This window comes from Sulfolobus sp. A20, assembly GCF_001719125.1.
In the GTDB taxonomy this organism is placed as follows: domain Archaea; phylum Thermoproteota; class Thermoprotei_A; order Sulfolobales; family Sulfolobaceae; genus Saccharolobus.
The window spans coordinates 2,325,803-2,346,353 of the sequence record NZ_CP017006.1 but is presented as its reverse complement, the minus strand read 5'-3'; the positions used below and the strand labels follow the sequence as shown (position 1 = coordinate 2,346,353).

Below are 20,551 nucleotides of genomic sequence, written 5' to 3'. Positions count from 1 at the left end.
CAATAATTCTCTAAGCTTCTCTACTACCACTCTTATGAGAACCAATTAGGGGGATCTCCTTAAGGAGAGGAAGTTAGGTTTCGGAAAGGAAATAAATATTAAGCCCTTTCTTTAAAGATTAAAACTGTATGGCAATTGAGACTGACGAGATGATTGAAAAGCTGTTAAATGATCCTAAATTCATATCAGCATTAGCAAACAAAATTTACGACAAGCTAAAAGACGAAGTAGTAATAAAGAAATTAGAAGAGAACAGCAGCGCCATAAAAAGCCTACAAGAAACGATCAAAAGCCTAGAAGAGACTGTAAAACAACAAGGAGAGGCGATCAAAAGCTTACAAGAAACTGTTAAGAAACAAGGAGAAATTTTAAAAGAACACGGGGAAGCTATTAAAAGCCTACAAGATGCTATTAAACAACAAGGTGAAATTTTAAAAGAACATGGGGAGGCTATTAAAAGCCTACAAGAAGCAGTAAAACAGCAGGGGGAAGCGATCAAAAGTCTACAAGAAGCTGTAAAGGAGCAGGGAGAGGCTATTAGGGAGAATTCTAAGCTTATGAGTAAGCTTGCTACTGAGATTGGTAGTTTTACTAGTAGGGCTGGTAAGGGTTTGGAGAGGACTATTATGATGGTTTATAAGGAGGCTTTGGAGTTGCATGGGATAAATCCAAATAATGTTAAGCACGGTAGTATTGTTGATACTCTTGGCGTTATAGATAAGGGTAGGATATTTGAGGTTGATTTTTATGAGACTGATGATTACGTTTATGTCTTTGAAGTTAAGAACTTTGCTGATGAGGGTGCTTTAGAGCAAATACTTATTAGAAAGAAGTTAGTCCCACAACTCTTCAACAAGCCAGTAAAACTGTTCTTAATAGCAAACTACGTTGAAAGGAAGATTAAGGAGGAGTTGGAGAAAGAAGGAGTTACAATAATTACCTCAATTGTCGTAGAATAAAAAACCTTTCCTTTCACTACTCTCTCATCAGTTGAATAGTTTTAGAAGTATCTAACAAATCTAATTTCATAATAATCAAGATGGGTATAAGTTCTTGCAGACTCATTATCAGCTCTTTCTCCTAATCGTTAAATAAAGCTGATCTCCTTCCCACCCTAATTAGGCTTATCTTTTATTTGTCATAAACTGAAATCACCGAACTTCTTCATAATCTCGGGGTTCTTTTTCTTTAATATATAGTACACTAGACCGTGTATAAATAGTACAGCCCAAGCTAAATAAACTGCGATATTTAATGGAAAGGCTGGAGCTGGATAAGTTCCAAAGTATATCGTCAAAATATATACTAATGCCGATATTATAGGAACTACGATATGTTTTAACAAGTTTAATTTCTCTTTCATACTAATTTTATACTTCATCAATCCAATTGCTGCGAACAAATGACCGAATGCTACATAGAATGATCCAAAAGTGATGAGGAATATACTAGCCTCAAGTGGACCTAATATATAACCGCTAATTAAGCTTAAGGTTCCGGCAATTGCGCCTATTAGTATTATCGCATTTCCCGGTACACCATACTTATTTATTTTAGAGAAGGTCTTAGGATAGAGGACGTTATCCCGTGACATACCATAGACCATTCTACTTGCACTTGTCGCAAAGGCGATAGTTGATGAGTTGAACATAAACGCTACCAATACAATGAGAAGTATTACAACTGCTGTAGGAAAGTATTTACTATAAATTATTATCATAGGATCTGGTAAACTAGCGTAATCAAACATTTTATCAACTCCATATACGACAGTTTGAGCGTAAGCATTTAGTATAAGTCCAAAACCCAATAATAAAAATTCTATTAATAACGCTTTAGGTAAAGTCTTTTTAGGTATCTTTGCTTCCTCAGCTACTCCTATTGGTGTGGTAGCACCTCCAAAGGTCGTTATCCCAAATATCATTGAAGTTAAGATTAGAACCCAGTTTCCATTAACCGGTTGGGCTGTAAATGGTGATAGGGTATTTTTACTTCCCGCAATCACTATTAAGATAATGGATGTGATAACTAAGAAAATTATTGAAATTAAACCTATTATTAAATTTATCATTCCACCTGGCTTAACTCCAAGATACATAATCATTGTAGTTTCCACTGTGACTATTATTGCTATAACTGCCCATAACCAAGGCATAGTGGTCTGTATTGAGGGATAGACTAGGTAAAGAAATGATGCTACTCCTAATATTCCAAACCCTGCTGCACCTGCAACCAAATATTGGTAAATGTATCCATACCCAACCATGAATGAGGCTAAACTACTGTTTAATCCTTTCTTTATCATTGCCACGTAGCCATAGGAAGCTGCTATATTTTTACTCCACTCATAGACTACTACTAAAGTAGTTGCATAAATTAAATAGGAGAGTATAGTGACTAAAGGCATTGATCCACCTGCCAAACCAGCTATACCTACAAAATATAACGTAGCTACTGCAATAGGTGCATTTGCTGCTATTCCATAACTAGCAACTAGCCATGTACCTAAAACGTCCCTCTTTAATCCTTTTCTTTCGTCCATATGTTTAGTTTTTAAGAAAAGATATTTATTTTTTATCTTTCTTTTATTAATGGAAAAATTAACGTTTTGGTGTTTAACTATGTTAAAGGTGAACTTTTTATACAGTCAAAAAGAGGATAAAACGATCTTATTTAACGCATTCCTTAAATGATATAAGAAATCTTGTTTAGAAATTCCTAAAACTTCAGCTACATCCTTAGCTTTTACTTTTCTAGGATAATCTAAATAACCCATCATCATTGCGGTCCTTAACACGTTCATCTCCTTCTCAGTTAGTCTATTTCCTAGGATATCATTTATCCCTACTTTCTTGACTTGTATAGGGTTTATTTTAAACTTCTCGTTAAAATCATCTAAAACCTTTTTGTTAGTAACTACTAAATTCCACGTCTCAGTATTTCTCTCAACCACGTTCTCATAAGATAAGACCTTATCACTCAACTCTAAAATCTTTCCAGATATACTATTGCTCCTATCTTCAACAAATTCTATTAAATAACCATCACCAAGCTTTCTGAACTTAATAATTTCATAAACGTTATCCGCATTTTCTAAGTTTTTGACCAAATTTATTGGAGATGCTATTATAACTCTGACTTTCTTGGAATTATACTCATCAATTTTAATGGTCTTAACTTTAATGTTAACACTTTCTGTCCAACATCCTTCGTGCATTATTGTAAACTTAACGTTATATAATGTTTTCATTCCTATATTGAACTGTTGCTTATACTATTTAAGAATTACTATGTTAGTGCTTTAACATTTTTTAGAAAATATATCCATGTTGATGTGTCACATTTAGAAACTTTTCCCCTTTTACACTGTCAAAGATCACACTTTAATATATATTCTACGTAAATATTCTCATGGAAGTTGAGATCGCTATTAAGGCTTTTGAAAAGGAGTTCGGTAAAAAATTTATTACTGACAATAAAATTCTGGAAGAAGAGTCTAGGGCTCCTTATTTAGTTTCTCCAATTTTGTCAAAAATGGGTAAAAAAGTAATAGGAGTCATTATGGCAGAGGATGAGGATGACATATCTAATGCCGTAAGGCTATGTGATATATATCGTATACCACTATTAGCTAGGGGAGCTGGGACTAGTACTATAGGACAAGTCTTACCTATTTCACCTTCTACCATAGTGTTAGATATTAACAAAATGAAGGAAGTAATAGAGCTAGATGATAATTGGGTAAGAGTAACTCCTAGTGTGAAAGTATTGAAGGCATTACAGTACTTGAGAAAGAGGGGAAAAGAGTTGAGAGTTTATCCCAGTAGTTTTTACATATCCACCTTGGGAGGATATATAGCTGGAGGAGACGTAGGAATAGGCTCATTTCAATATGGCTATCACTTCGATAATGGAGGAATAAATTCGATAAAAGTTATAGGACCTACTGGAAAATATGAGCTAAAAGGTAAGGATACCTTAGCAATAGCCCAAGCTGCAGGAACAACTGGTATAATTTCCTCAGCGGAATTGGCAATAGTAGATTACGAGGACTGGAAGGATCAACTAATAACCTTCAATGATGTAGAAGAAGTCTCAAAGTACTTGAAGAAAATGGGAGAGTATAGAGATAAGATTAGGAGAATTACGATAGAAGATAAGGGGGCACTTTCACTGGTAGCTAAAGATAGGTTAGATAAGATAGGTGAATGGAACGTAATAGTTGCGAGTACTTTAAGCTTAGGAGAGGAGGTCAACATGAGGTTTTTAGATGAATTAGCATTTGCAGCAATTTACGTTACAATGAGTAGATTAACTAGTTTTAAAGAGTACTTCTACGAGGTTAGATTGTTACCCTTAGAGAGCTTCTCTAGAATCGTAAAGCAGGTCAAGGAGGCTTTGGGCAGTAAAGTCTTGATTCATGGGGATGTGATGACTTTGAGAGGAGAGATAATAATTTACACCGTATTTATATCTGATAAGAGTAATTTCGACGTAATCGACAACATAATGTTAAAGGAAGGGATTCCATTTGAAATTCATTCTATAGAAGTAAATTATAGGGTAGATGAGGAGTTCAGATTGGACTTAATGAAGAAGTTCAAGAAGATGATAGACCCTCATAACATACTAAATCCGGGGAAGCTGATAGTATGATGCTGAAGACGTTAATGGAAGTAATTGACATTTTAGAGTCTAAAGATCCAGTAGATAAGATTAGAGAGAAATTGAAGGGAAGGATAGATCACTACGAGGAGAAACAATTAGGCAAGGTCACTTACATAAAGTGCCTATATAAGGGTAAAAAAGGGAGGGAGAGAGTGGAAATCTTAGGTAGGTTAGGGGCAATACAGATGAGCCAAGAGAAGGGTTTAGTATCTGATGCCGATGGGGCAATAATAAGCTTAACAGTCCTATTCGAATTACTAAATCTAAGGGAAAAGGGAATTGAATTAGACATTGATGTCTCGTTCGTGACAAACATATCTTTAGATGCTAAGTTGATTCCTCATGAGCCCTTTAACTTCATGGTACCATTAGTAGGCTTAGATGAAGCCCTAAAAGAGGAGGTAGATAATGAGGCTAATCTGATATTATCTATAGACTCAACAAAGGGAAATAGGATAGCTAAGTATGATGATTTCGCCATAACCCATGTGATAAAAGATGGATATATTCTGAAGGTAAAGGACGATTTAATAGACATTTATAATAGGGTTACTGGGCATGAGGTATATTTCGTCCCCTTAACCACAGGGGACTTGACTCCAATGGAATATAACGTTTATCACATAAGTACGTTAGTCTCACCTTGGCTATATTCTAGTTCTCCTCTAATAGGAATTGCTACTGTGTCAAAACAAGTTATTCCGGGTTATGTAACCGGTGTTTTAAATATTGAAATGTTAGAACACGCTTCTAGGTTTTGCTTAGAAGTACTTAAATATGTAGAGAAGGGAGGAAGAGTTTACGAGGAGAGTGAATTAAAAGAGTTGAAGGAAAAGTTAGGAGAGTCAAACCTTATGAGGTTGAAGAAGAGTTGAAGACTTTAGAGGTAAAGATTTTAGAGGATTTAGTCTCATTTAGGACAGTTAACCCTCCTGGAAGAGAATATGATAGGATGGCTTCATATCTAAAAGATCTTCTAGAAAACATAGGTTTTAAAGTAGAATTAATTGAAATTCCAGAAGAATTTTTAGAAAAACATTATATTTATTCTCCTTTACATAGAGGTCACAAGAGAGTTATAATTTACGCTAGAAATGATGAAAATCCAATACTACACTTCAACGCACATTATGATGTAGTACCTCCAGGTAATGGATGGGAGAGTGACCCCTTTAAGATGAAGGTAGTCAATGGCGTAGCATACGGTAGGGGGGTCTCTGACATGAAGGGTGGTATTGTAAGTATTTATCAAGCCCTCTCTATAAATAACGATATTCCCATGGAAATATCCTTTGTGCCTGATGAAGAAAGTGGTGGAATAGGTTCTAAGTTTTTAACAGAAAATAGAGGGATAAGAGCTAAATACACTATCATAGCTGAGCCAAGCTTTCCTAATATATACGTTGGACATTATGGTATCATCAGAGGTTTGATTAAGGTTAAGGGTAAACAAGTCCACGCTAGTATGTCCCATGAAGGAAAAAACGCTTTTATATTAGCCTCTAAACTGGCTTTAACTATAGATGAGGAGTATAGGAAAGTAATTAAAAGTAAAGAAGTCAAGGATTTTCCTTTGTCCTTAAACTTAGGAGGATATACTATTAACTCCAGTGAGAGTGACGGTATTGTGCCAGGGGAATTTTCATTTAGCTTTTATAGAACTACATTGCCTAATGAAGAGAATGTTGAAGAGGAGATAAAGGAAACAGTTAGAGATATCGCTAAGAGGTTAAACGTTGAGTATGAGATGAACGTGAAATCATTTGTTAAGGGCTACGAGTTAAACAAAGATTCTAAATTAGTGAAACTAGCTGAGGACTGTGTTCTAAGAAAAATAGGAGTGAATCCTCAAAAATTAGTTTCGGCAATAAGGTTTGACGCTATCTTCTTCAGCAAGTTTTCTGAAGTCATAAATATAGGACCCGGTAAAGAGGCTCATAACCCTAACGAGTCTATTGAACTAAAGAACATTCATAAGGTAAGTGAGATTTATGAATGTATTATGAATGATCTGAGGAATGAGACATAATTCCGAATCGATGGGTGGAACTGATGAACCGCTGAAGGGGATTCTCGTCCTTTAGGACTAACAATAAACCAGTAAGAAATTTATACTAAGTTGTCTTCGCCCAGCAACCACTTCCACATTGGTATAGCCTTAATGCCTTTTATCTCATCCTCATAGTCCCATGTTATTATCGTCGCGTTGTCAACCTTGAGCTCAGACTTAGCCTCAATGATTGCCTCAACTTCCCTATCCTCCACCTTATCGGTAGCATACGTCACTTGAATTAGAGTTATGGGATTGAAGTTCTTAGCTACTACAAAATCCACATCTCTCTTTCCCCTCCAGTAAAACACTTCTCTATACCCTCTCCTCAGAAGCTCTATGTATACTAAATTCTCCATTGCATTGGATATTGAAAATTCGTAGCCTAAAGCCGTCGGATAACCAGTGTCAATTATGTATAATTTTTTCAGATTGGCTTTCCTCTTCCTCTCGCTCTTCTCAAACTCCTCTACAAAGAAGGAAAAGTAAGTCTCCTTAGCCCTATTGAAGAGCTCGATGACTGTCTCCTTCCCTATCTTAATCCCTAAGCTTCTCATATATTCATAAACCTTGTTGATAGTTGTTGGTCTAGCGTAATTTGATATCAAATAGTTAGCAAAAAGTGAAGCAATATCAGCTTTAATTGTCGAGAAGTCCCTTACTATAATCGAATCAAAATAGGATTTCAACAATCTTATCTTCTCATTATTCTCTTTTTCAAGAACTACAGCTGGATAGGAGCCGTAATATAGGTACTCCCTCAGAAGCGACAGTATTTTGCCTCTTTCAAATGTATATTCAATTAACCTATTATACTCGAAACTCTTAAATCTTAAAAATTCCTTAAAGGAGAGCGGAAAAACTTCATAGTTTACACTCCTCCCCCTCAACTCTTCGGCGATTCTTAAGGGAGTTAGTAGCGATGAAGAACCAGAGAGGTAAACTCTGGAAGTAAGCCTTTTCCTAAACCAACTTCCATAGTTTTCAACGTTTTGAACTTCATCTAGAAAAATATATCTAGGCTGTTTTCCGGTCAACTCCACAAAAATGGTCAAAATCTTATCTAAGTCCTCTACCTTAAAGCCCTTTAATCTATAATCTTCAAAATCAACGTAAAGTATCTCGTCATGAGATGCTAAACCGCTCTTTATTATGTCTTGGATAGTCTGATATAAAGTGAACGTTTTACCGCTTCTTCTACCGCCAGTTACGGTTATTATGTAGTCTTTATCTAAAGGGAGTGAAATGTCTCTCCTTATGACGTTTGGGAGAGGAGAGGTGAGCCATTCCGCGATGTAGCTCCTTAACCTTTCTTCCACAACAGTATAATAAGAAGTTTGTACTAATAAGTCTAATTCTGACCAGATTAACGCCAAAACTGGTCTATTACAGACCATATTTTTATATGAAAATAACAATTAAGATAAAATAATTTTATATCATATTAAATAAGTTTCCTACATTACGAAGGTATGGCTCCTATAAGTATACTCTGCAGAAGAACCTTCCTTAAAATCTAACCGTTATCAGTCAATGTGTAGACAATAATTTCATTCACCCCCATATTCCAACTTATGCCAATAGATTTAGAGTAAATCGTGTTGAAGAATATTTTTAACTATCTTGTTGAGTTCCATGTTGAGTCCATGCTTGTTAGTTTTAAACTTTGAATATATAGTTCTACTAGTGTTCTATTGCTAAATGTTTAAACCTCTGTATTGAACTAAGAGAATGCTTTGTTGCCTTATCGTGTAACCTTATCCCTCCAATTCTCGAGCTTCCGTAGACGTGAAATACACTCCTAAGACATGAAGAATACAACTAGCTAGCCCATAATGCCTAACTCATTATTAAACCCTCATCAACAAGCAAATAATCACCATGTTTAATATTAACCTTGACATCGTAATTAACATTAGCCAACTTGTGGAGAGCTAGTGAGGTAGTGAAGTCTTCCAACTTGACAAGTAAGATGTTAAGGCTAATACAATCTCATCCAAAGGAATGAAAGTAAGCTTAAAAGGGTAAAGATAATTTGGGAAATCAAACCCGTTGTCGCCCTAAAAATACTTTTTCGCAATAAAGAAAATTCAATATATATCAACCAAATTGTTGTCCACACATAGGCGATAAACTTGTGAACCGCTCTAAGGGAACACTTTAGGGCGAAGAAGAGGTCAGTTGAAAAGGGAAATCATAGATTAACTACTCGCTATCCAGAAACTGTTTTAGTATACTAAAACACTTTTACGTTAAACTGTTTTATTCCATTAAAACATATATTCAAGGCATATCTTATTATAATGATGGATAGTGAAAAGCTGAAGGGCGTAATACTAGACCAAAAGGAGAGTATGGAAGAACTGTTAACAAGGGAGAGGATAATAAAGAGAGACACACCGTTTGACCTATCTAACTATTTAAACCACCCAAACATAATAGCAGTGTTGGGAGTGAGAAGGTGTGGCAAGTCTGTATTCTCCTACACGCTTTTAAGGGAAATTTTAAGTACTTTCGCATACATCAACTTTGACGATTATAGGCTAATAGAGTTCTCAACAAGTGATTTTGAAAACTTGCTAAAGGGGTTCTACGAGCTCTACGGGGACTTTAACTACATTTTACTAGACGAAGTACAGAACGTTAACGGATGGGAACGCTTCGTCAGTTCGCTTAGAGTAAATAAGACTGTAATCTTAACTGGTAGCAACTCAAAACTACTCTCTGGAGAGTTAGCTACTTCACTAACTGGTAGGCATGTGGATTTAGTCCTTTTCCCATTCTCATTTAAGGAGTTCTTAAGGTATAAAGGAAAAGAGACTCATGACATTTTCTCGATCAAGTCTAAGAGCTCACTAAAGAGGGAACTAGAAGAGTACCTCACTGTCGGTGGATTTCCAGAGACTGTTGTAATGGGCAAGCGAGTACTCAGCTCTATAATAAATGACATAATAAGCAAGGACATAATCTTTAGATACAAGGTGGCAGAGGTTAACAAGTTCAAGACCTTTGCCTATAGTATAATAAAATATTACAGTAGCGAGATAAGCGTGAGGAGGATGGCGAAGATGCTTAACATAAGTACAGCAACGTTAGAGAAATGGTTAAACGGTTTGAGAGAGTCCTACTTAGTCTTTATGCTAGAGAGGTTTAGTAGGAGCCCTAAGCCTCTGAATTCAGAGAAGAAAGTGTACGTAGTAGACACTGGGATAATTAACAACTTTACTGTAGAGAGGTCTGTCTCTAAACTAATGGAAAACGTTGTGGCTATACATCTGCTTAGGAAGAACCAGCTTGAGGGTGTAAGCTATCTGAAGGAACAAGAATACGAGGTGGACTTTGTGGACAGTGTAAATAGGAGGTTGGTACAGGTGAGTTATGCCTCTGGGAGAGATGAGATTAAGGAAAGGGAGATAAAAGGGTTGTTAAAGGGTAGTGAGGTCACGGGATATAATGACTTAATCTTAGTAAGCTGGGACTACGAGGAAGAGTTAGTTGTAGAGGGAGACAAGAGGGTAAAGGTTGTACCGTTATGGAAGTTCTTGTTACTATATTGATAGGAAGAACGGCAAACCTCGCCCTTTAAGGCGGGGGTAAATGTTTTTAAACTCCTTTTCTCTCTACCTTTTCCTACGACACTCCCTTCTGGTCAACTTCTCTATGAGGAGCCGATTTCTCCCGCAATACCAGAGCGTCCGTACTGTAACTGTCAGATTGTTCCCTAATGGAGCACAACAGAGGAAATTGAAAAAATTAGCAGGCGCATCAGCGAGGTTATACAACGTAGTAAACTATGAGAGAAGATAACAGTTCTTCCAGCAAAAGAAAGTAGACCTAAAAGGTACTTGGGACAAGTATTATGAGAAGTATAAGGATATTCTTAAAACTAATGCACAAACCGTATTACAGAAGAACAATGAAGCATGGTCATCCTTTTTCTCATCACTGAAGAATAAAGATAAACTACCGCAATTCGGTGTGTGGACAACAATTTCATCCACCCCATAAAATTTTATTACAACTTATGCTAATAGATTTCGAGTAAATTGTGTTGTAGATTAGGAAGAATATTTTTAGCCATCTAGTTATTGTGTTTCTTGTTGAGTTCCATGTGAAGTCAATGCTTGCTAGCCTATGTTTTAAGCTCCTAAAAACTAGTTCTACTAAGCTTCTGTGTGTGGACAACAATTTCATCCACCCCCATAAAATTCAATTTTATTCCAACTTATGCTAATAGATTTCGAGTAAATTGTGTTGTAGATTAGGAAGAATATTTTTAGCCATCTCGTTATTGTGTTCCTTGTTGAGTTCCATGTGAAGTGTGAGTCCATGCTTGCTAGCCTATGTTTTAAGCTCCTAAAAACTAGTTCTACTAAGCTTCTCTTGCCAAAAGTTTCAACCTCGTGTTTTGCATTGAACCAAGAGAATGCCTTGTAGACTGATGCCTTATCGTGTAGGAAGATAACCTTATCCTCCAATTCTCAAGCTTAATACCATTTAATATCACATAAACGTGGAAACCACTCCTAAGACTAGTCAACATGAAGAACACAACAAGCCCAGACTCGTAATGCCTAACAACCCATAAGTAGTAATACTCACCATTAACCCTCAAAACCTTAGTCTCATCAACGAGCAAATAATCCCCACGCTTAACATCAACCTTAACCTCATAATTAACATTAGCCAACTTGTGAAAATAGTAGAGCAAGGTAGTGTGAGGTAATAAAGTCCTCCAACTTGACAAGCCTAGCAAGTAAGAGGTTAAGGCTAATGCAATATCATCCAAGGAATGAAACCTAGGCTTAACACTTATATACTTTAAAAGGGTAGAGATAATTTGGGTGAGGGCGAGGAAATCAAACCTATTGATATTCTCACCCCCATAAATAACTCGCCCTCACCCTAAAAACACTTTTCCACAATAAAGAAAATTCAATTTATATCAAAACAACCAAATTGTTGTCCACACACAGGAACACAATAGGTTTATTTCTCTTCGAGCTTGCATGGGGTCTGCTAACTCCTAATCTTAACTTGCTGATTAGCGAGATCATCTCTAAGAAGACTAAACGTACCGCAACAACTTACTCTTTGCTCTCGTTTTTGAGCGGTTTGGCTTCCTCATTATTGTTGGTCTTCTTGGGGTACTTTAACGACCTTCACTTGTCTTACCTAATTGAGTTTTCGCTTTCTCTGCTATCGATAATCTTACTACTCGAGTTAAACACGGCTGAGCGTCAGTGAGGCTTAAACTAGAGGCCTAAAAAAGGCTGTAAATCCTAAGGGGGAGAAGGACTTCTTAGTACTGATAGTAAACTTTCCCTAAAAGATAACGTATTAAGGTCTATGGCTCCCACTTAACTTTAGAATCGTGAACGCGAGTTATCCATTTCTCTTTTCTAAGTCGTTTTTAAATAATTAATTCTTTTACAGACCCTGACCTAATGAGTGAGGCTTTTCTCAGTTTGTAAACTATTTCTTTACCCTACTCTCTAAGGTTAGGGTAGATTTAGTTGATTCTTGCGATAATAATGCTTGAACGTTCATATTACCTAGATGGTGACAAAGATCCAAGAGGATCTGTGACAAAGGAAGGGCAAGCCTCGCCCTTTAAAGCGGGGAGGAAGTCAGACTTTTTAACCCTCTACTCACAGAAATGTATATGAGAGACGCGTTTAGGAAAAGCGGTTCCACCTTTAATGGCGGGGGTAGTGAACGCACTTCCGGTTGAGGCAACTTCTGTCGTTTTTAACTCCAACGCTACCTTTGTCTCTAGCAACGTAAAGGGGGACCCGCTTATTTCCGGGCCCCAACACAAGGACGTGAAGGTAGAGGAGTTCGGCGAGGCTGGCCTTGTCATAGACTTTGGGGGGCGAGTACTATACCGCGGAGTCCCACGATGCCCTTGTTCTGATCTATAGGGACAGACATGGGAAGATCTCCACTATTGAGATAGAATTTGAGGACGATTCGGATGAGCCAAAGCCTTAAGCCCTCATACGAGGTTAAGGTAATTAAGCCTTTAGTGGCAAAAATAGTTATTAATGATGAAATAGTCTTCATCAGGGTCTTTCCTATCCCTGCACACGTGAAAGTCCAAGAGGATGGCTTTGTTGTTAGCGTAACGGCCACATTGACTGTGGAGTCGAATAAGCCCAAGATGGGATTTCCGTGTAACATGATAGGGTCATCAACCCCCGTAGTTCCAAGCAATATAGAGTTCATTGACGAGGGCGTAGTGATAATACAGGCTGGCAGCAAAGAGATAACAGTGAAACCGAAGATAACTAGCGTGTTCGTATACCCGGGCTTCAGGGATGATCTAGGGTATCCTTGTGTGAGGGTCTCATGGATTTCCTTGACGAATGTGAAATAAGTTGTAAATTTGTTAGTTCTCTGCATAAAAGAAATCTTCTAAAGCTCAAGTTAGCATCCTATAAGAAAAGAATGTTAGAAATCCGTGGACAGGATATAGGAATTGTGTGCTCATTACTTAATAGGGTTTGTCAGAGGCCTGAATAGTTCTCTTGCTTTCAATGCCAAACTGGAGATCATTGGGAGTGTATAGAGGGGTGTACATATAGTATTAGGAGGAGCTACTGTTTTCAATTAATCGACGACCACGTCCTCGTCATTGTAGCTGAAGTTAAGGGGGCAGACGTAACTATAATAACCTTTTTTCCGACTAGAGACGAAAGAGATAAGGAGAAGAAGTGTATGGGGGAGATCCTCAGCGAAAACTAGGAGTAAAGACAGGAGTGACCCCAAGACGCTCCGGTATTGATTAGACATGAGAACGGTAAGTCCGTCCAAGGGATGCGACTTACTCCAACAAAAAAGCCGTGGTAAGCAGTTCCAGTGAGAGAATTAAGTTTATACAACTCCATACTAATATTTTTACATAATGCCAGATGTGGGCATGCATCCCGAAAGGCTGGCATAGCCCGAGATGTGCGGGTTTCCCCACTTAGATGGTATTCCATCTAGGTGGGTTGGGGTTATCCCGCTAATGGGGCGGAAGAGGGTGAGGGCGAAGAATTCGCTTGACTCCCGTGAAGCCCAAGGGTTGATATATATGAGATCCGATGAAACCAAACCCCACATTAATAAAGCTAGACCCGATATGACAAAAGACAAAGAAATCCTCACCCTCTAAGGGGAGGAGGTCAGAGAGGAATTCTATTCACTATAATTTTCTAGCTTAACTCACGTGCAGCCATCACAAAATTTCTTACTCTTTCCTCTATTTCCCTGTCTAAGCAAACACAATTTATGGGAATTCTAAGTTCTTTCTCTCTTTCTAGCAATATCTCATTATTGTTCTCAACTTTAACACAATAAATCTTCTCATCATATTTGGTATCGTTTAGAGCTATGCAGACTGCATCAACACTCTTTTTCTCTCCTTTGCAGAGTTTATCATATTTTATACATAAGACTCCATTTCCAATACTCATAAATTCATTTAATTTCACTTACCTTACTCACCTCTTGGAATAACTCCTCTATTCCTTTATTTGCCTTAGGGAAGATCGTCTTGAAGGTCTCCACAAAGCCTTCCTCGTCTACCTTTCTCTCTTCCAGTACACCTTCAACAATCTCATAAATCCTTAGACCTTCAGTCTTACCCACCTTAGCTATAAACATTGGGATCCACTCACTATGAGTGGTTATAAACAGCTTCTTAGTATTTTCATTAGCCAACCTTTTTGCCACTTCAATTTGTGCGTCAACATGTAAGTTTATTTCAGGTTCCTCTATTATGACAGTCCTAAGTATAGGGTTCCTCAGAGCTAACTCGACTGGGATCAACTGGTATATTCCAGTAGATACTAACGAAGGGTTAACTTCTCTCTCCTCCTTAGACACCCTAATTGAGAAGTCCTTGCTTACCTCCACTTCATGACCGAATAGCTCAAACTTAACGCCAGGAATTATATATTTTAAGAAATCAGCGATTAAGGGTTTACCTAAGCTCGCGGAAACCGGGGGCAAAATTAGCTTATTTAAGTTAGGTAAATAGAACGCTGAGGCTATCCTTTCAGTACTTAAAAATGCCACAGGGTAATAAGAGGGCTCCATAAGGAACTTCACTAAGGAATGATACGCTAATGAGTTTTCAAGGCACTCCTCTACTCTATCCCCAGTAATAACCACTATTTTGCCCTCTGGACCACTTGTACTACTACAAGTTTGAAATCCAGCAGAGATCTTCACAACTGTTACGTTAAAGTTTGCTCTCTCATCTATTTTAGTTTCCACGTCAACGTCGTCTCCATGCAAGACAATCTTAATCTTATCGCTCTTGATTACGCTTTCGTTATCTTGAAACCTTATTAATTCTTTAATGTTTACACCAAATACAGACTTTAACCCTTCCCCGGTTCTTTTAGATATTATATCCTTGTTCTCCTCAATTAACTCCTTAAAACTCACTGGAACCTCTAGAGAGACCTCATTGTTTACCTCAATAGCTGGGAGTTCTAACTTGTACTTTAGTGGTCCACTCAACATACTTGGCAGAGTTAGGAGAAAGTACACTAAGATTGAGATAAAAGTCTTGCCAGTGGAATTACCCCCAACTATTACAACCTTATCATGAAAATCAATATTTGCCTCTTTAATGGGACCGATGCTTTTAATCCCTATCTTCATGGGGAACACTAACGATTTAGAGATAAAAACCTTCATTGTCTATCAGCAGAAAGCCATTACTGATTTCCTCCCCTTAGAGGGTTTTCCCCTCATCGGTTAGTGCTTACATCTCTCATATGTCGAGGGGGTCAGAGAACCATAAATGTTCATAATTTGGAATAACGGTCGTTTTCATAACCACAACTAGCACAATGAAAATATGTCTTACTTCCTCCATCTTACTACCGCAATTAGGACAATGAGTGGAGGAGTATTATGGATCAACATACACTACCTTTAGCCCATGTTTCTTAGCTTGTCATTCAATCCAGTATTAGATAGAGTTTATCTCTAAACTCAGTTAGTAGCTTCTTAACTTTCTTGATGAGGTCTTCAATGAACACCTTTGAGACGTTAAATGACTTAGCCACCTCTACAATCCACTTATCTACCTCCAGCATGTCTTTAGCCCTCTTGTGAAAGTGTTTATTCCTGTTCAAGACCTGTCGTTCTCTTTCCACCTCTTCTAAAAGCCCTCAGCTAAGCTCTTGTAGTGATGGGCATCCTCTAATCTTGTGGGTATCCTAACGTACTGTTTATCGTCTTTACCTAAAACTACCTCAGCCATGTTAATATCAACTGCTACACCATCTTTAGCCTCTGGTACCTTCCATTCCTTTAGAGGAGTGACCTTTAGGTACGCTTTGCCTTCCTTTAGCAATAGCCTAGCTTCCTTTATTTCCCAGTCCTTGTATTCAAATAAGTTCCTTGGATAACTTAGGATTTTCAACTCACCAACTCCTACTATCCTCACGACCATCTTGTTGAAATCAATAGAGTATGATTGTTCTGGCGTTAACCAGAGAGAGACCTTACGTACTGTAGGGTACCTACCACGTTTAGGGTTCTTCAACCACGACTTGTACTTTGCTATAGCATTCCTATAACAGTCTATGGTAACCTTTGACGGTAGATTAAACTTTTGCCTTAGTGTTTCGTAAGTACCCTTATCCATGTCTTTTAACAAATTTTTGGCTTATTTTCTCTTAACCACTCTAAAACTAAACGTAGACCTTTTCCATAATTAGATACGAGAGCGAGCAGTGGAGGGAACATCTTGAAACTATAGCTCTGATTTCTTTCCCACCCTTTTTAGCCCTCTACCCATAATAAAGAGTTTATATGCTTTGTCATCCCCTCCCTACGAGGCTTTCCTTAACTTTGTAACCTCTTCATAAGTAGGTTTCGCATGTAATGAATTTCATTCTATTTTCTTTATGATACTCATGTACTCTTTAATTACCCTATTCCCCTCGTCGGTTAACTCTATGAATGTCCTAGGACCTAGAGGCGTAGGCAATTTCCTTACTCTTATCAAACCGCTCTCCTCTAAAACTTGTAAACTCGCATGTAAGGAGCTCTTGGGAACTCCTAAGGACTTCTGTAAGCTAGAGAAAGAAGTCCGCTTTAGAACGTATAAGGATATTAAAATGCCTAGCCTTAAAGAGTTTGATAGGGCAGGGTTCTTCATCATCTCCAGTAACTTCTTTACGTCTTCACTCATCCTCAATTACCTCCACAAGCGATTTATAACCAGCGTAAATCCAGAAAACGCTCATTATATAGAAAGGTAAGTAAATTCCGAAAGGAATAGCCATCATACCAATTGCGAAAGAGGCTAAGGCTAAAACGTCATAATACTTGATACCAACAATCCTCAAAGAGTCATAAAATGAGTAAATTACGAAAACAGTGTAAATAGAGGAACCTGATACCGCCAGAAGGATATCCGACGTATAGTACCCTAAGAACATGACCAAAGTTACAAGTATTATCAAAGACCACAATAATGGGGTTACAATGCGAGATCGCTTTTTACTCCCTTTGCCATAAATCCCGTTGTACCTTAAGGTAGTGATAACTAGTTTTCTTATCAACATGTAAATAATTACAAAATATAAGCCTATAAGCAGGGCTTGAAAGCTAAACGTGAAAAATTTGTCATTATATAGAGAAGGGAAGTAGTCTACGATGATAGAGTAAAATAAAGTTATAATCAAGGGATAAGTAGACCAAAGGATGTAAACTTTGCCTAAATACTTCCTAGTCTCGTACTTTATTATCCGCTCAGCGATCTTCTTTGCTTCTTTGACAATTGTCTCAGTCAATTCATACCACTAAGTATAGTTTATCAATATTCCCCAAGTTCCTTATCTTGTCCTCACCTTTTCCCTTAACTAATGAGAATTTCCTACCTTTAATCTCTAAGACTAGTAAAGCTGATGGATCTTCTCCATTGATTATTGAAGACTCCAGGAAGTCCTCTACCCTTATTGGTCCATACACCTTCCCATCAAATATTAAATAGGTTGAATAGTTGTTGAATATGGTTAACATGTCTAGCTCATGAGTTACCACAAGTCCAGCTTCTCCATACTCCTTAAACCAGTTGATGAGGATCTTCCTCTTTGCGTAATCCACGTTTTCAAAGGGCTCATCTATCATCACGTACTTGGGGTCTGAAGCCAGTGATAATATAGCATAGAAGAGTGAGGACTGACCTGCTGATAAATTGTAAACCTTTTTCTTAAGGTCGCTTATCCCGACCTCTTTAAGCATTTCTTTAGCCAATTTGACGTCAATTCCCTTTATCTCCTCGTAAATTGAAATGACGTCCTCTAACCTAACTCCCAGAGAGTAGACTTGGGCTAAGTTACAAGACAGTTCATTATAATTTTTCAACCCCCTAACCTCTTGGCCGTCCACAAGTACACTCCCCTCATAGTCTATTATCCCGCATATAGCTCTAAGTAGTGTAGTCTTTCCGCTCCCATTAGGCCCTAAGAGTAAGCTCTTAGATGAAATCTGCATGTTAGCTTCCTTTATTATTAGGCTCTTCTCTCTGTAGACCTTTACCTCTTTAAGCTCTATCATATTGTCTTCCCCTCCTCTAATGGTTTATAGTACAACTTCCTTAGGTTAAATACGGCAACACCACTGAGGGCTAAAGTCCAGAGTATCAATCCTAGTAATGGGTAAACGAAAGTTATCGTTTGTTGGGGGTTTGTTTGTTGGATTGTGTATATAGGCGGATTAGAGCCCGTAAAGCCACTTATTCCTAACATAGCAACCTCGCTAAAGGGAGAAAAGGCGAAGACGTAGCCAGCGTTAGCGTAAAGGTAAGAAAAGCCGAATAAATAACCTAAAACCAAGGGGATGAAGTCGATCAAATTCTCCATCTTCCTAGAGGTCTTAAGGGTCAGCATCGATAAGTTAAAGGATAACGCTGTGTAAAATAGACCTGCTATTAACGCTGTTATGAGCAATAAGGGAAAATTTTTAGGAATGGCCTCGCTAAAACCAAACTTTATACCAAACAATAGGTACGTTGTGGCTAACATAACTATGGATAGTATCAAGTTGACTACTCCCATGCCTATATACGTTGACGAAAGGTAATATTTTGGAGTTAATCTGGAGTACCTAAATAAATGGGGCAAACCACCAGTCTGATAACTTAGCACGTAATTTATGCTGACTCCTAGAGCACTGGAGCTTAAAGTAATTATTATTCCGTACCATGATGCCGTATAGTATTCCTCAGCATAAACTACCTTGGGTATACTAGAAGATTCAACGAAAGCCCCTATGATCTCCCAAAATATTAAGAAACCTACTCCCCAAAAGAGCAAATAAGGGTTAGTTATCATTCGTTTTGTGACGTATTTTAATAGTCTCATAGTTTAGAATAGGAGGTAGAATATTTAAATATAGGATAGAGTTCAAAATTTTGAACAGTGGTTATACCTCTGAAAGCAGAAATCTCACTTTTCCATTATTCTTTTGGTCTAGGGGTGAACTTAATAAAAGAACGGCAAATCTCGCCTTTTAAGGCGGGGTAACGTTTTTTAACTTTTGACTTTACGGATCTAAATATTGAATTCCACGTTTAGCGTGAGAGATGACATAAAGTTTATGTGTGTGTACTTCCCATAGCACAATATGGGTACTACTACTGTGACCATAAGGATCGATAAAGAGGTGTTAAAGAAGATTGATGAACTCATAGCAATGGGTATATTTAGTTCAAGGAACGAAGCGCTGAATACTGTAATCAAGGTGGGACTTGACGAGTTTAAGTCTTGGGAGGATATAATAAAGAAGTATGAGGAGTTGAAGAAGAGAGGGGTAGAAGTCTTGATAGATAAGCCATTAGAGGAATTCCTTAAAGAAAGGGACAGGTTTTGAGGTATTTCGATACTAGTGTCATCGTACTAGCTATAAGTAAGGACGAGAGAAGGTTTATTGCTAAAGAGGAGTTAAAAGGGGGCGGTGTAGTATCAGAGCTCGGGTTAGTCGAACTATTGAGCTACCTTTCGAGAAACATTAACGATAATCCTTTACCCTACCTGCTCAAAATAATTGATGACTTCAATCTGACAAAGGAAGGACAAGCCTCGCCCTGGGGTAAAGTTTTTTAAGTGAAGCAAATTTATTGGGGAGGAGGGAAGCCATAAAGCGTAGTGAAAACGTGTCCTTCCTCCTCAGTACATATCCCCAAGTCTCGAGGAGGGTGGGGTTTCTCTACCCAAGGGATAGGGGTAAAGTGGCTGAAGACCCAGCCTTTGGTCTACCGCTGGATGAACGGAGCGGGTGTCAAAGCCCACTAGCTATGAAGTGGTGAAAATGAAGGCGGTAAACCATAAACCAGTGAACCGCTCTAAGGGAACCCTCGCCCTTTAGGGCGGGGAGGAGGTCAGTTCCTGCGAGGTTTTCTTTTTCGGTTATAACGTTACCGTGTGTGGATAACAATTTGGTTGATATAAATTGAATTTTCTTTATTGTGGAAAAGTGTTTTGTGTGAGGCAACTCATCTATTGGGGCGAGAAGATGAATGGGTTTGATTTCCTAACACTCACCTAACTCAACAAGAAACACAATAACGAGATGGCTAAAAATATTCTTCAATACAATTTACTCGAAATCTATTGGCATAAGTGAGAATAAAATTGAATTTTATGGGGATGGGTGAAATTGTTGTCCACACACATGTCATTAAAAGATGATTCTCTGAACTGATTGTACCTCCGTGTCCCTTTAAACAACTAAGATGAGTCTTCTATTGTTTCACCTCATGACCTCTATTTTGGTGTTGAGCAAGAGTTCTCAGCGAATTTATGAATAGTAAAATTTTGC

General features: G+C 37.9%; 22 protein-coding genes and 1 pseudogene. 9 read left to right on the top strand and 14 right to left on the bottom strand.

Annotated elements, in window-relative coordinates; genetic code table 11:
- The first annotated feature begins 128 nt into the window (after positions 1 to 128).
- A complete protein-coding gene (locus BFU36_RS12120) occupies positions 129 to 959 on the top strand; it encodes a hypothetical protein (RefSeq protein WP_069284264.1) in 831 nt (276 codons plus the stop codon).
- A 179-nt stretch (positions 960 to 1,138) separates the two neighbouring features.
- Here the strand turns inward: BFU36_RS12120 and BFU36_RS12115 are convergent, their stop codons facing one another.
- Both BFU36_RS12115 and BFU36_RS12110 read right to left on the bottom strand, forming a co-directional pair.
- On the bottom strand, positions 1,139 to 2,542 hold the full coding sequence (locus tag BFU36_RS12115; protein WP_069284263.1) for an APC family permease: 1,404 nt from the start codon (positions 2,540 to 2,542) through the stop codon (positions 1,139 to 1,141).
- 105 nt (positions 2,543 to 2,647) lie between these two features.
- A complete protein-coding gene (locus tag BFU36_RS12110; RefSeq protein ID WP_069284262.1) occupies positions 2,648 to 3,250 on the bottom strand; it encodes a helix-turn-helix domain-containing protein in 603 nt (200 codons plus the stop codon).
- A 161-nt stretch (positions 3,251 to 3,411) separates the two neighbouring features.
- Here BFU36_RS12110 and BFU36_RS12105 point away from each other — a divergent pair, with 161 nt between their 5' ends.
- Genes BFU36_RS12105 through BFU36_RS12095 form a run of 3 tightly spaced genes read left to right on the top strand, consistent with a single transcriptional unit; the run spans position 3,412 to position 6,697 of the window.
- Positions 3,412 to 4,656: an FAD-binding oxidoreductase gene (locus BFU36_RS12105; protein WP_069284261.1), complete on the top strand. Its 1,245-nt coding sequence runs from the start codon at positions 3,412 to 3,414 to the stop codon at positions 4,654 to 4,656.
- Positions 4,653 to 5,543, top strand: coding sequence for a DUF1177 domain-containing protein (locus BFU36_RS12100; protein WP_069284260.1), 891 nt, complete (start codon positions 4,653 to 4,655; stop codon positions 5,541 to 5,543). The genes BFU36_RS12105 and BFU36_RS12100 overlap by 4 nt, the downstream gene beginning before the upstream one ends.
- Positions 5,540 to 6,697, top strand: coding sequence for a M20 family metallopeptidase (locus BFU36_RS12095; protein WP_069284259.1), 1,158 nt, complete (start codon positions 5,540 to 5,542; stop codon positions 6,695 to 6,697). The genes BFU36_RS12100 and BFU36_RS12095 overlap by 4 nt, the downstream gene beginning before the upstream one ends.
- 80 nt (positions 6,698 to 6,777) lie before the next feature.
- Here BFU36_RS12095 and BFU36_RS12090 read toward each other — a convergent pair whose 3' ends face one another.
- On the bottom strand, positions 6,778 to 8,115 hold the full coding sequence (locus tag BFU36_RS12090) for an ATP-binding protein (protein WP_083216409.1): 1,338 nt from the start codon (positions 8,113 to 8,115) through the stop codon (positions 6,778 to 6,780).
- A 909-nt stretch (positions 8,116 to 9,024) separates the two neighbouring features.
- On the opposite strand from BFU36_RS12090, the gene BFU36_RS12085 reads away from it, so the two are divergent.
- Positions 9,025 to 10,275 (top strand): ATP-binding protein, encoded by a 1,251-nt coding sequence (locus BFU36_RS12085; protein WP_069284258.1) that lies wholly within the window; start codon positions 9,025 to 9,027, stop codon positions 10,273 to 10,275.
- 103 nt (positions 10,276 to 10,378) lie between these two features.
- A complete protein-coding gene (locus BFU36_RS13955; protein ID WP_156770090.1) occupies positions 10,379 to 10,525 on the top strand; it encodes a helix-turn-helix domain-containing protein in 147 nt (48 codons plus the stop codon).
- A gap of 50 nt (positions 10,526 to 10,575) precedes the next feature.
- On the opposite strand, the gene BFU36_RS13950 is transcribed toward BFU36_RS13955, so the two are convergent.
- From BFU36_RS13950 to BFU36_RS13700, 3 genes and pseudogenes are all read right to left on the bottom strand, one after another.
- Entirely contained in the window at positions 10,576 to 10,719 is a 144-nt protein-coding gene (locus BFU36_RS13950) for a hypothetical protein (protein WP_156770089.1), read from the bottom strand.
- Positions 10,712 to 10,906 (bottom strand): hypothetical protein, encoded by a 195-nt coding sequence (locus BFU36_RS13945; protein ID WP_156770088.1) that lies wholly within the window; start codon positions 10,904 to 10,906, stop codon positions 10,712 to 10,714. The genes BFU36_RS13950 and BFU36_RS13945 overlap by 8 nt, the downstream gene beginning before the upstream one ends.
- A gap of 2 nt (positions 10,907 to 10,908) precedes the next feature.
- Positions 10,909 to 11,609: pseudogene (locus BFU36_RS13700) on the bottom strand (IS6 family transposase).
- A 1,086-nt stretch (positions 11,610 to 12,695) separates the two neighbouring features.
- Here BFU36_RS13700 and BFU36_RS12070 point away from each other — a divergent pair.
- Complete coding sequence (locus tag BFU36_RS12070; protein WP_069284256.1) at positions 12,696 to 13,097, top strand: hypothetical protein; 402 nt, start codon at positions 12,696 to 12,698, stop codon at positions 13,095 to 13,097.
- Positions 13,098 to 13,917: 820 nt separating this feature from the next.
- On the opposite strand, the gene BFU36_RS12060 is transcribed toward BFU36_RS12070, so the two are convergent.
- The 8 genes from BFU36_RS12060 to BFU36_RS12030 all read right to left on the bottom strand — a co-directional run bounded on the left by BFU36_RS12060 (position 13,918) and on the right by BFU36_RS12030 (position 19,095).
- The gene (locus BFU36_RS12060; RefSeq protein ID WP_069284254.1) at positions 13,918 to 14,196 is read right to left on the bottom strand and encodes a hypothetical protein; all 279 of its coding nucleotides are present in this window, start codon (positions 14,194 to 14,196) and stop codon (positions 13,918 to 13,920) included.
- Positions 14,183 to 15,376, bottom strand: a complete 1,194-nt coding sequence (locus tag BFU36_RS12055) for an AAA family ATPase (protein WP_069284778.1) — start codon at positions 15,374 to 15,376, stop codon at positions 14,183 to 14,185. Before BFU36_RS12055 ends, BFU36_RS12060 begins: the two co-directional genes overlap by 14 nt.
- A 302-nt stretch (positions 15,377 to 15,678) precedes the next feature.
- A complete protein-coding gene (locus tag BFU36_RS14335) occupies positions 15,679 to 15,816 on the bottom strand; it encodes a hypothetical protein (protein WP_231961150.1) in 138 nt (45 codons plus the stop codon).
- Positions 15,817 to 15,881: 65 nt separating this feature from the next.
- Entirely contained in the window at positions 15,882 to 16,370 is a 489-nt protein-coding gene (locus BFU36_RS14330) for a hypothetical protein (RefSeq protein WP_231961149.1), read from the bottom strand.
- Positions 16,371 to 16,616: 246 nt separating this feature from the next.
- Entirely contained in the window at positions 16,617 to 16,919 is a 303-nt protein-coding gene (locus BFU36_RS12045; RefSeq protein ID WP_069284253.1) for a helix-turn-helix domain-containing protein, read from the bottom strand.
- Positions 16,912 to 17,523, bottom strand: coding sequence for a hypothetical protein (locus tag BFU36_RS12040; protein WP_069284252.1), 612 nt, complete (start codon positions 17,521 to 17,523; stop codon positions 16,912 to 16,914). Before BFU36_RS12040 ends, BFU36_RS12045 begins: the two co-directional genes overlap by 8 nt.
- A gap of 1 nt (position 17,524) precedes the next feature.
- Complete coding sequence (locus BFU36_RS12035; RefSeq protein ID WP_069284251.1) at positions 17,525 to 18,289, bottom strand: ATP-binding cassette domain-containing protein; 765 nt, start codon at positions 18,287 to 18,289, stop codon at positions 17,525 to 17,527.
- Positions 18,286 to 19,095: a hypothetical protein gene (locus BFU36_RS12030; RefSeq protein ID WP_069284250.1), complete on the bottom strand. Its 810-nt coding sequence runs from the start codon at positions 19,093 to 19,095 to the stop codon at positions 18,286 to 18,288. The genes BFU36_RS12035 and BFU36_RS12030 overlap by 4 nt, the downstream gene beginning before the upstream one ends.
- 262 nt (positions 19,096 to 19,357) lie before the next feature.
- On the opposite strand from BFU36_RS12030, the gene BFU36_RS12025 reads away from it, so the two are divergent.
- Both BFU36_RS12025 and BFU36_RS12020 read left to right on the top strand, forming a co-directional pair.
- The gene (locus BFU36_RS12025; protein ID WP_069284249.1) at positions 19,358 to 19,603 is read left to right on the top strand and encodes a ribbon-helix-helix domain-containing protein; all 246 of its coding nucleotides are present in this window, start codon (positions 19,358 to 19,360) and stop codon (positions 19,601 to 19,603) included.
- On the top strand, positions 19,600 to 19,836 hold the full coding sequence (locus BFU36_RS12020; protein ID WP_069284248.1) for a hypothetical protein: 237 nt from the start codon (positions 19,600 to 19,602) through the stop codon (positions 19,834 to 19,836). The genes BFU36_RS12025 and BFU36_RS12020 overlap by 4 nt, the downstream gene beginning before the upstream one ends.
- Positions 19,837 to 20,551: the final 715 nt, after the last annotated feature.

Bases quoted from the DNA above. Each gene is read 5' to 3' on its own strand.
- BFU36_RS14335 (WP_231961150.1), bottom strand. From the start codon at position 15,816: ATGCTGGAGGTAGATAAGTGGATTGTAGAGGTGGCTAAGTCATTTAAC.
- BFU36_RS12035 (WP_069284251.1), bottom strand. From the start codon at position 18,289: ATGATAGAGCTTAAAGAGGTAAAGGTCTACAGAGAGAAGAGCCTAATA.
- BFU36_RS12115 (WP_069284263.1), bottom strand. From the start codon at position 2,542: ATGGACGAAAGAAAAGGATTAAAGAGGGACGTTTTAGGTACATGGCTA.
- BFU36_RS12030 (WP_069284250.1), bottom strand. From the start codon at position 19,095: ATGAGACTATTAAAATACGTCACAAAACGAATGATAACTAACCCTTAT.
- BFU36_RS12100 (WP_069284260.1), top strand. From the start codon at position 4,653: ATGATGCTGAAGACGTTAATGGAAGTAATTGACATTTTAGAGTCTAAA.
- BFU36_RS12025 (WP_069284249.1), top strand. From the start codon at position 19,358: ATGGGTACTACTACTGTGACCATAAGGATCGATAAAGAGGTGTTAAAG.
- BFU36_RS13955 (WP_156770090.1), top strand. From the start codon at position 10,379: ATGAGGAGCCGATTTCTCCCGCAATACCAGAGCGTCCGTACTGTAACT.
- BFU36_RS12090 (WP_083216409.1), bottom strand. From the start codon at position 8,115: ATGGTCTGTAATAGACCAGTTTTGGCGTTAATCTGGTCAGAATTAGAC.
- BFU36_RS12105 (WP_069284261.1), top strand. From the start codon at position 3,412: ATGGAAGTTGAGATCGCTATTAAGGCTTTTGAAAAGGAGTTCGGTAAA.
- BFU36_RS12055 (WP_069284778.1), bottom strand. From the start codon at position 15,376: ATGAAGATAGGGATTAAAAGCATCGGTCCCATTAAAGAGGCAAATATT.
- BFU36_RS12045 (WP_069284253.1), bottom strand. From the start codon at position 16,919: ATGAGTGAAGACGTAAAGAAGTTACTGGAGATGATGAAGAACCCTGCC.
- BFU36_RS14330 (WP_231961149.1), bottom strand. From the start codon at position 16,370: ATGGATAAGGGTACTTACGAAACACTAAGGCAAAAGTTTAATCTACCG.
- BFU36_RS12110 (WP_069284262.1), bottom strand. From the start codon at position 3,250: ATGAAAACATTATATAACGTTAAGTTTACAATAATGCACGAAGGATGT.
- BFU36_RS12085 (WP_069284258.1), top strand. From the start codon at position 9,025: ATGGATAGTGAAAAGCTGAAGGGCGTAATACTAGACCAAAAGGAGAGT.
- BFU36_RS12070 (WP_069284256.1), top strand. From the start codon at position 12,696: ATGAGCCAAAGCCTTAAGCCCTCATACGAGGTTAAGGTAATTAAGCCT.
- BFU36_RS12120 (WP_069284264.1), top strand. From the start codon at position 129: ATGGCAATTGAGACTGACGAGATGATTGAAAAGCTGTTAAATGATCCT.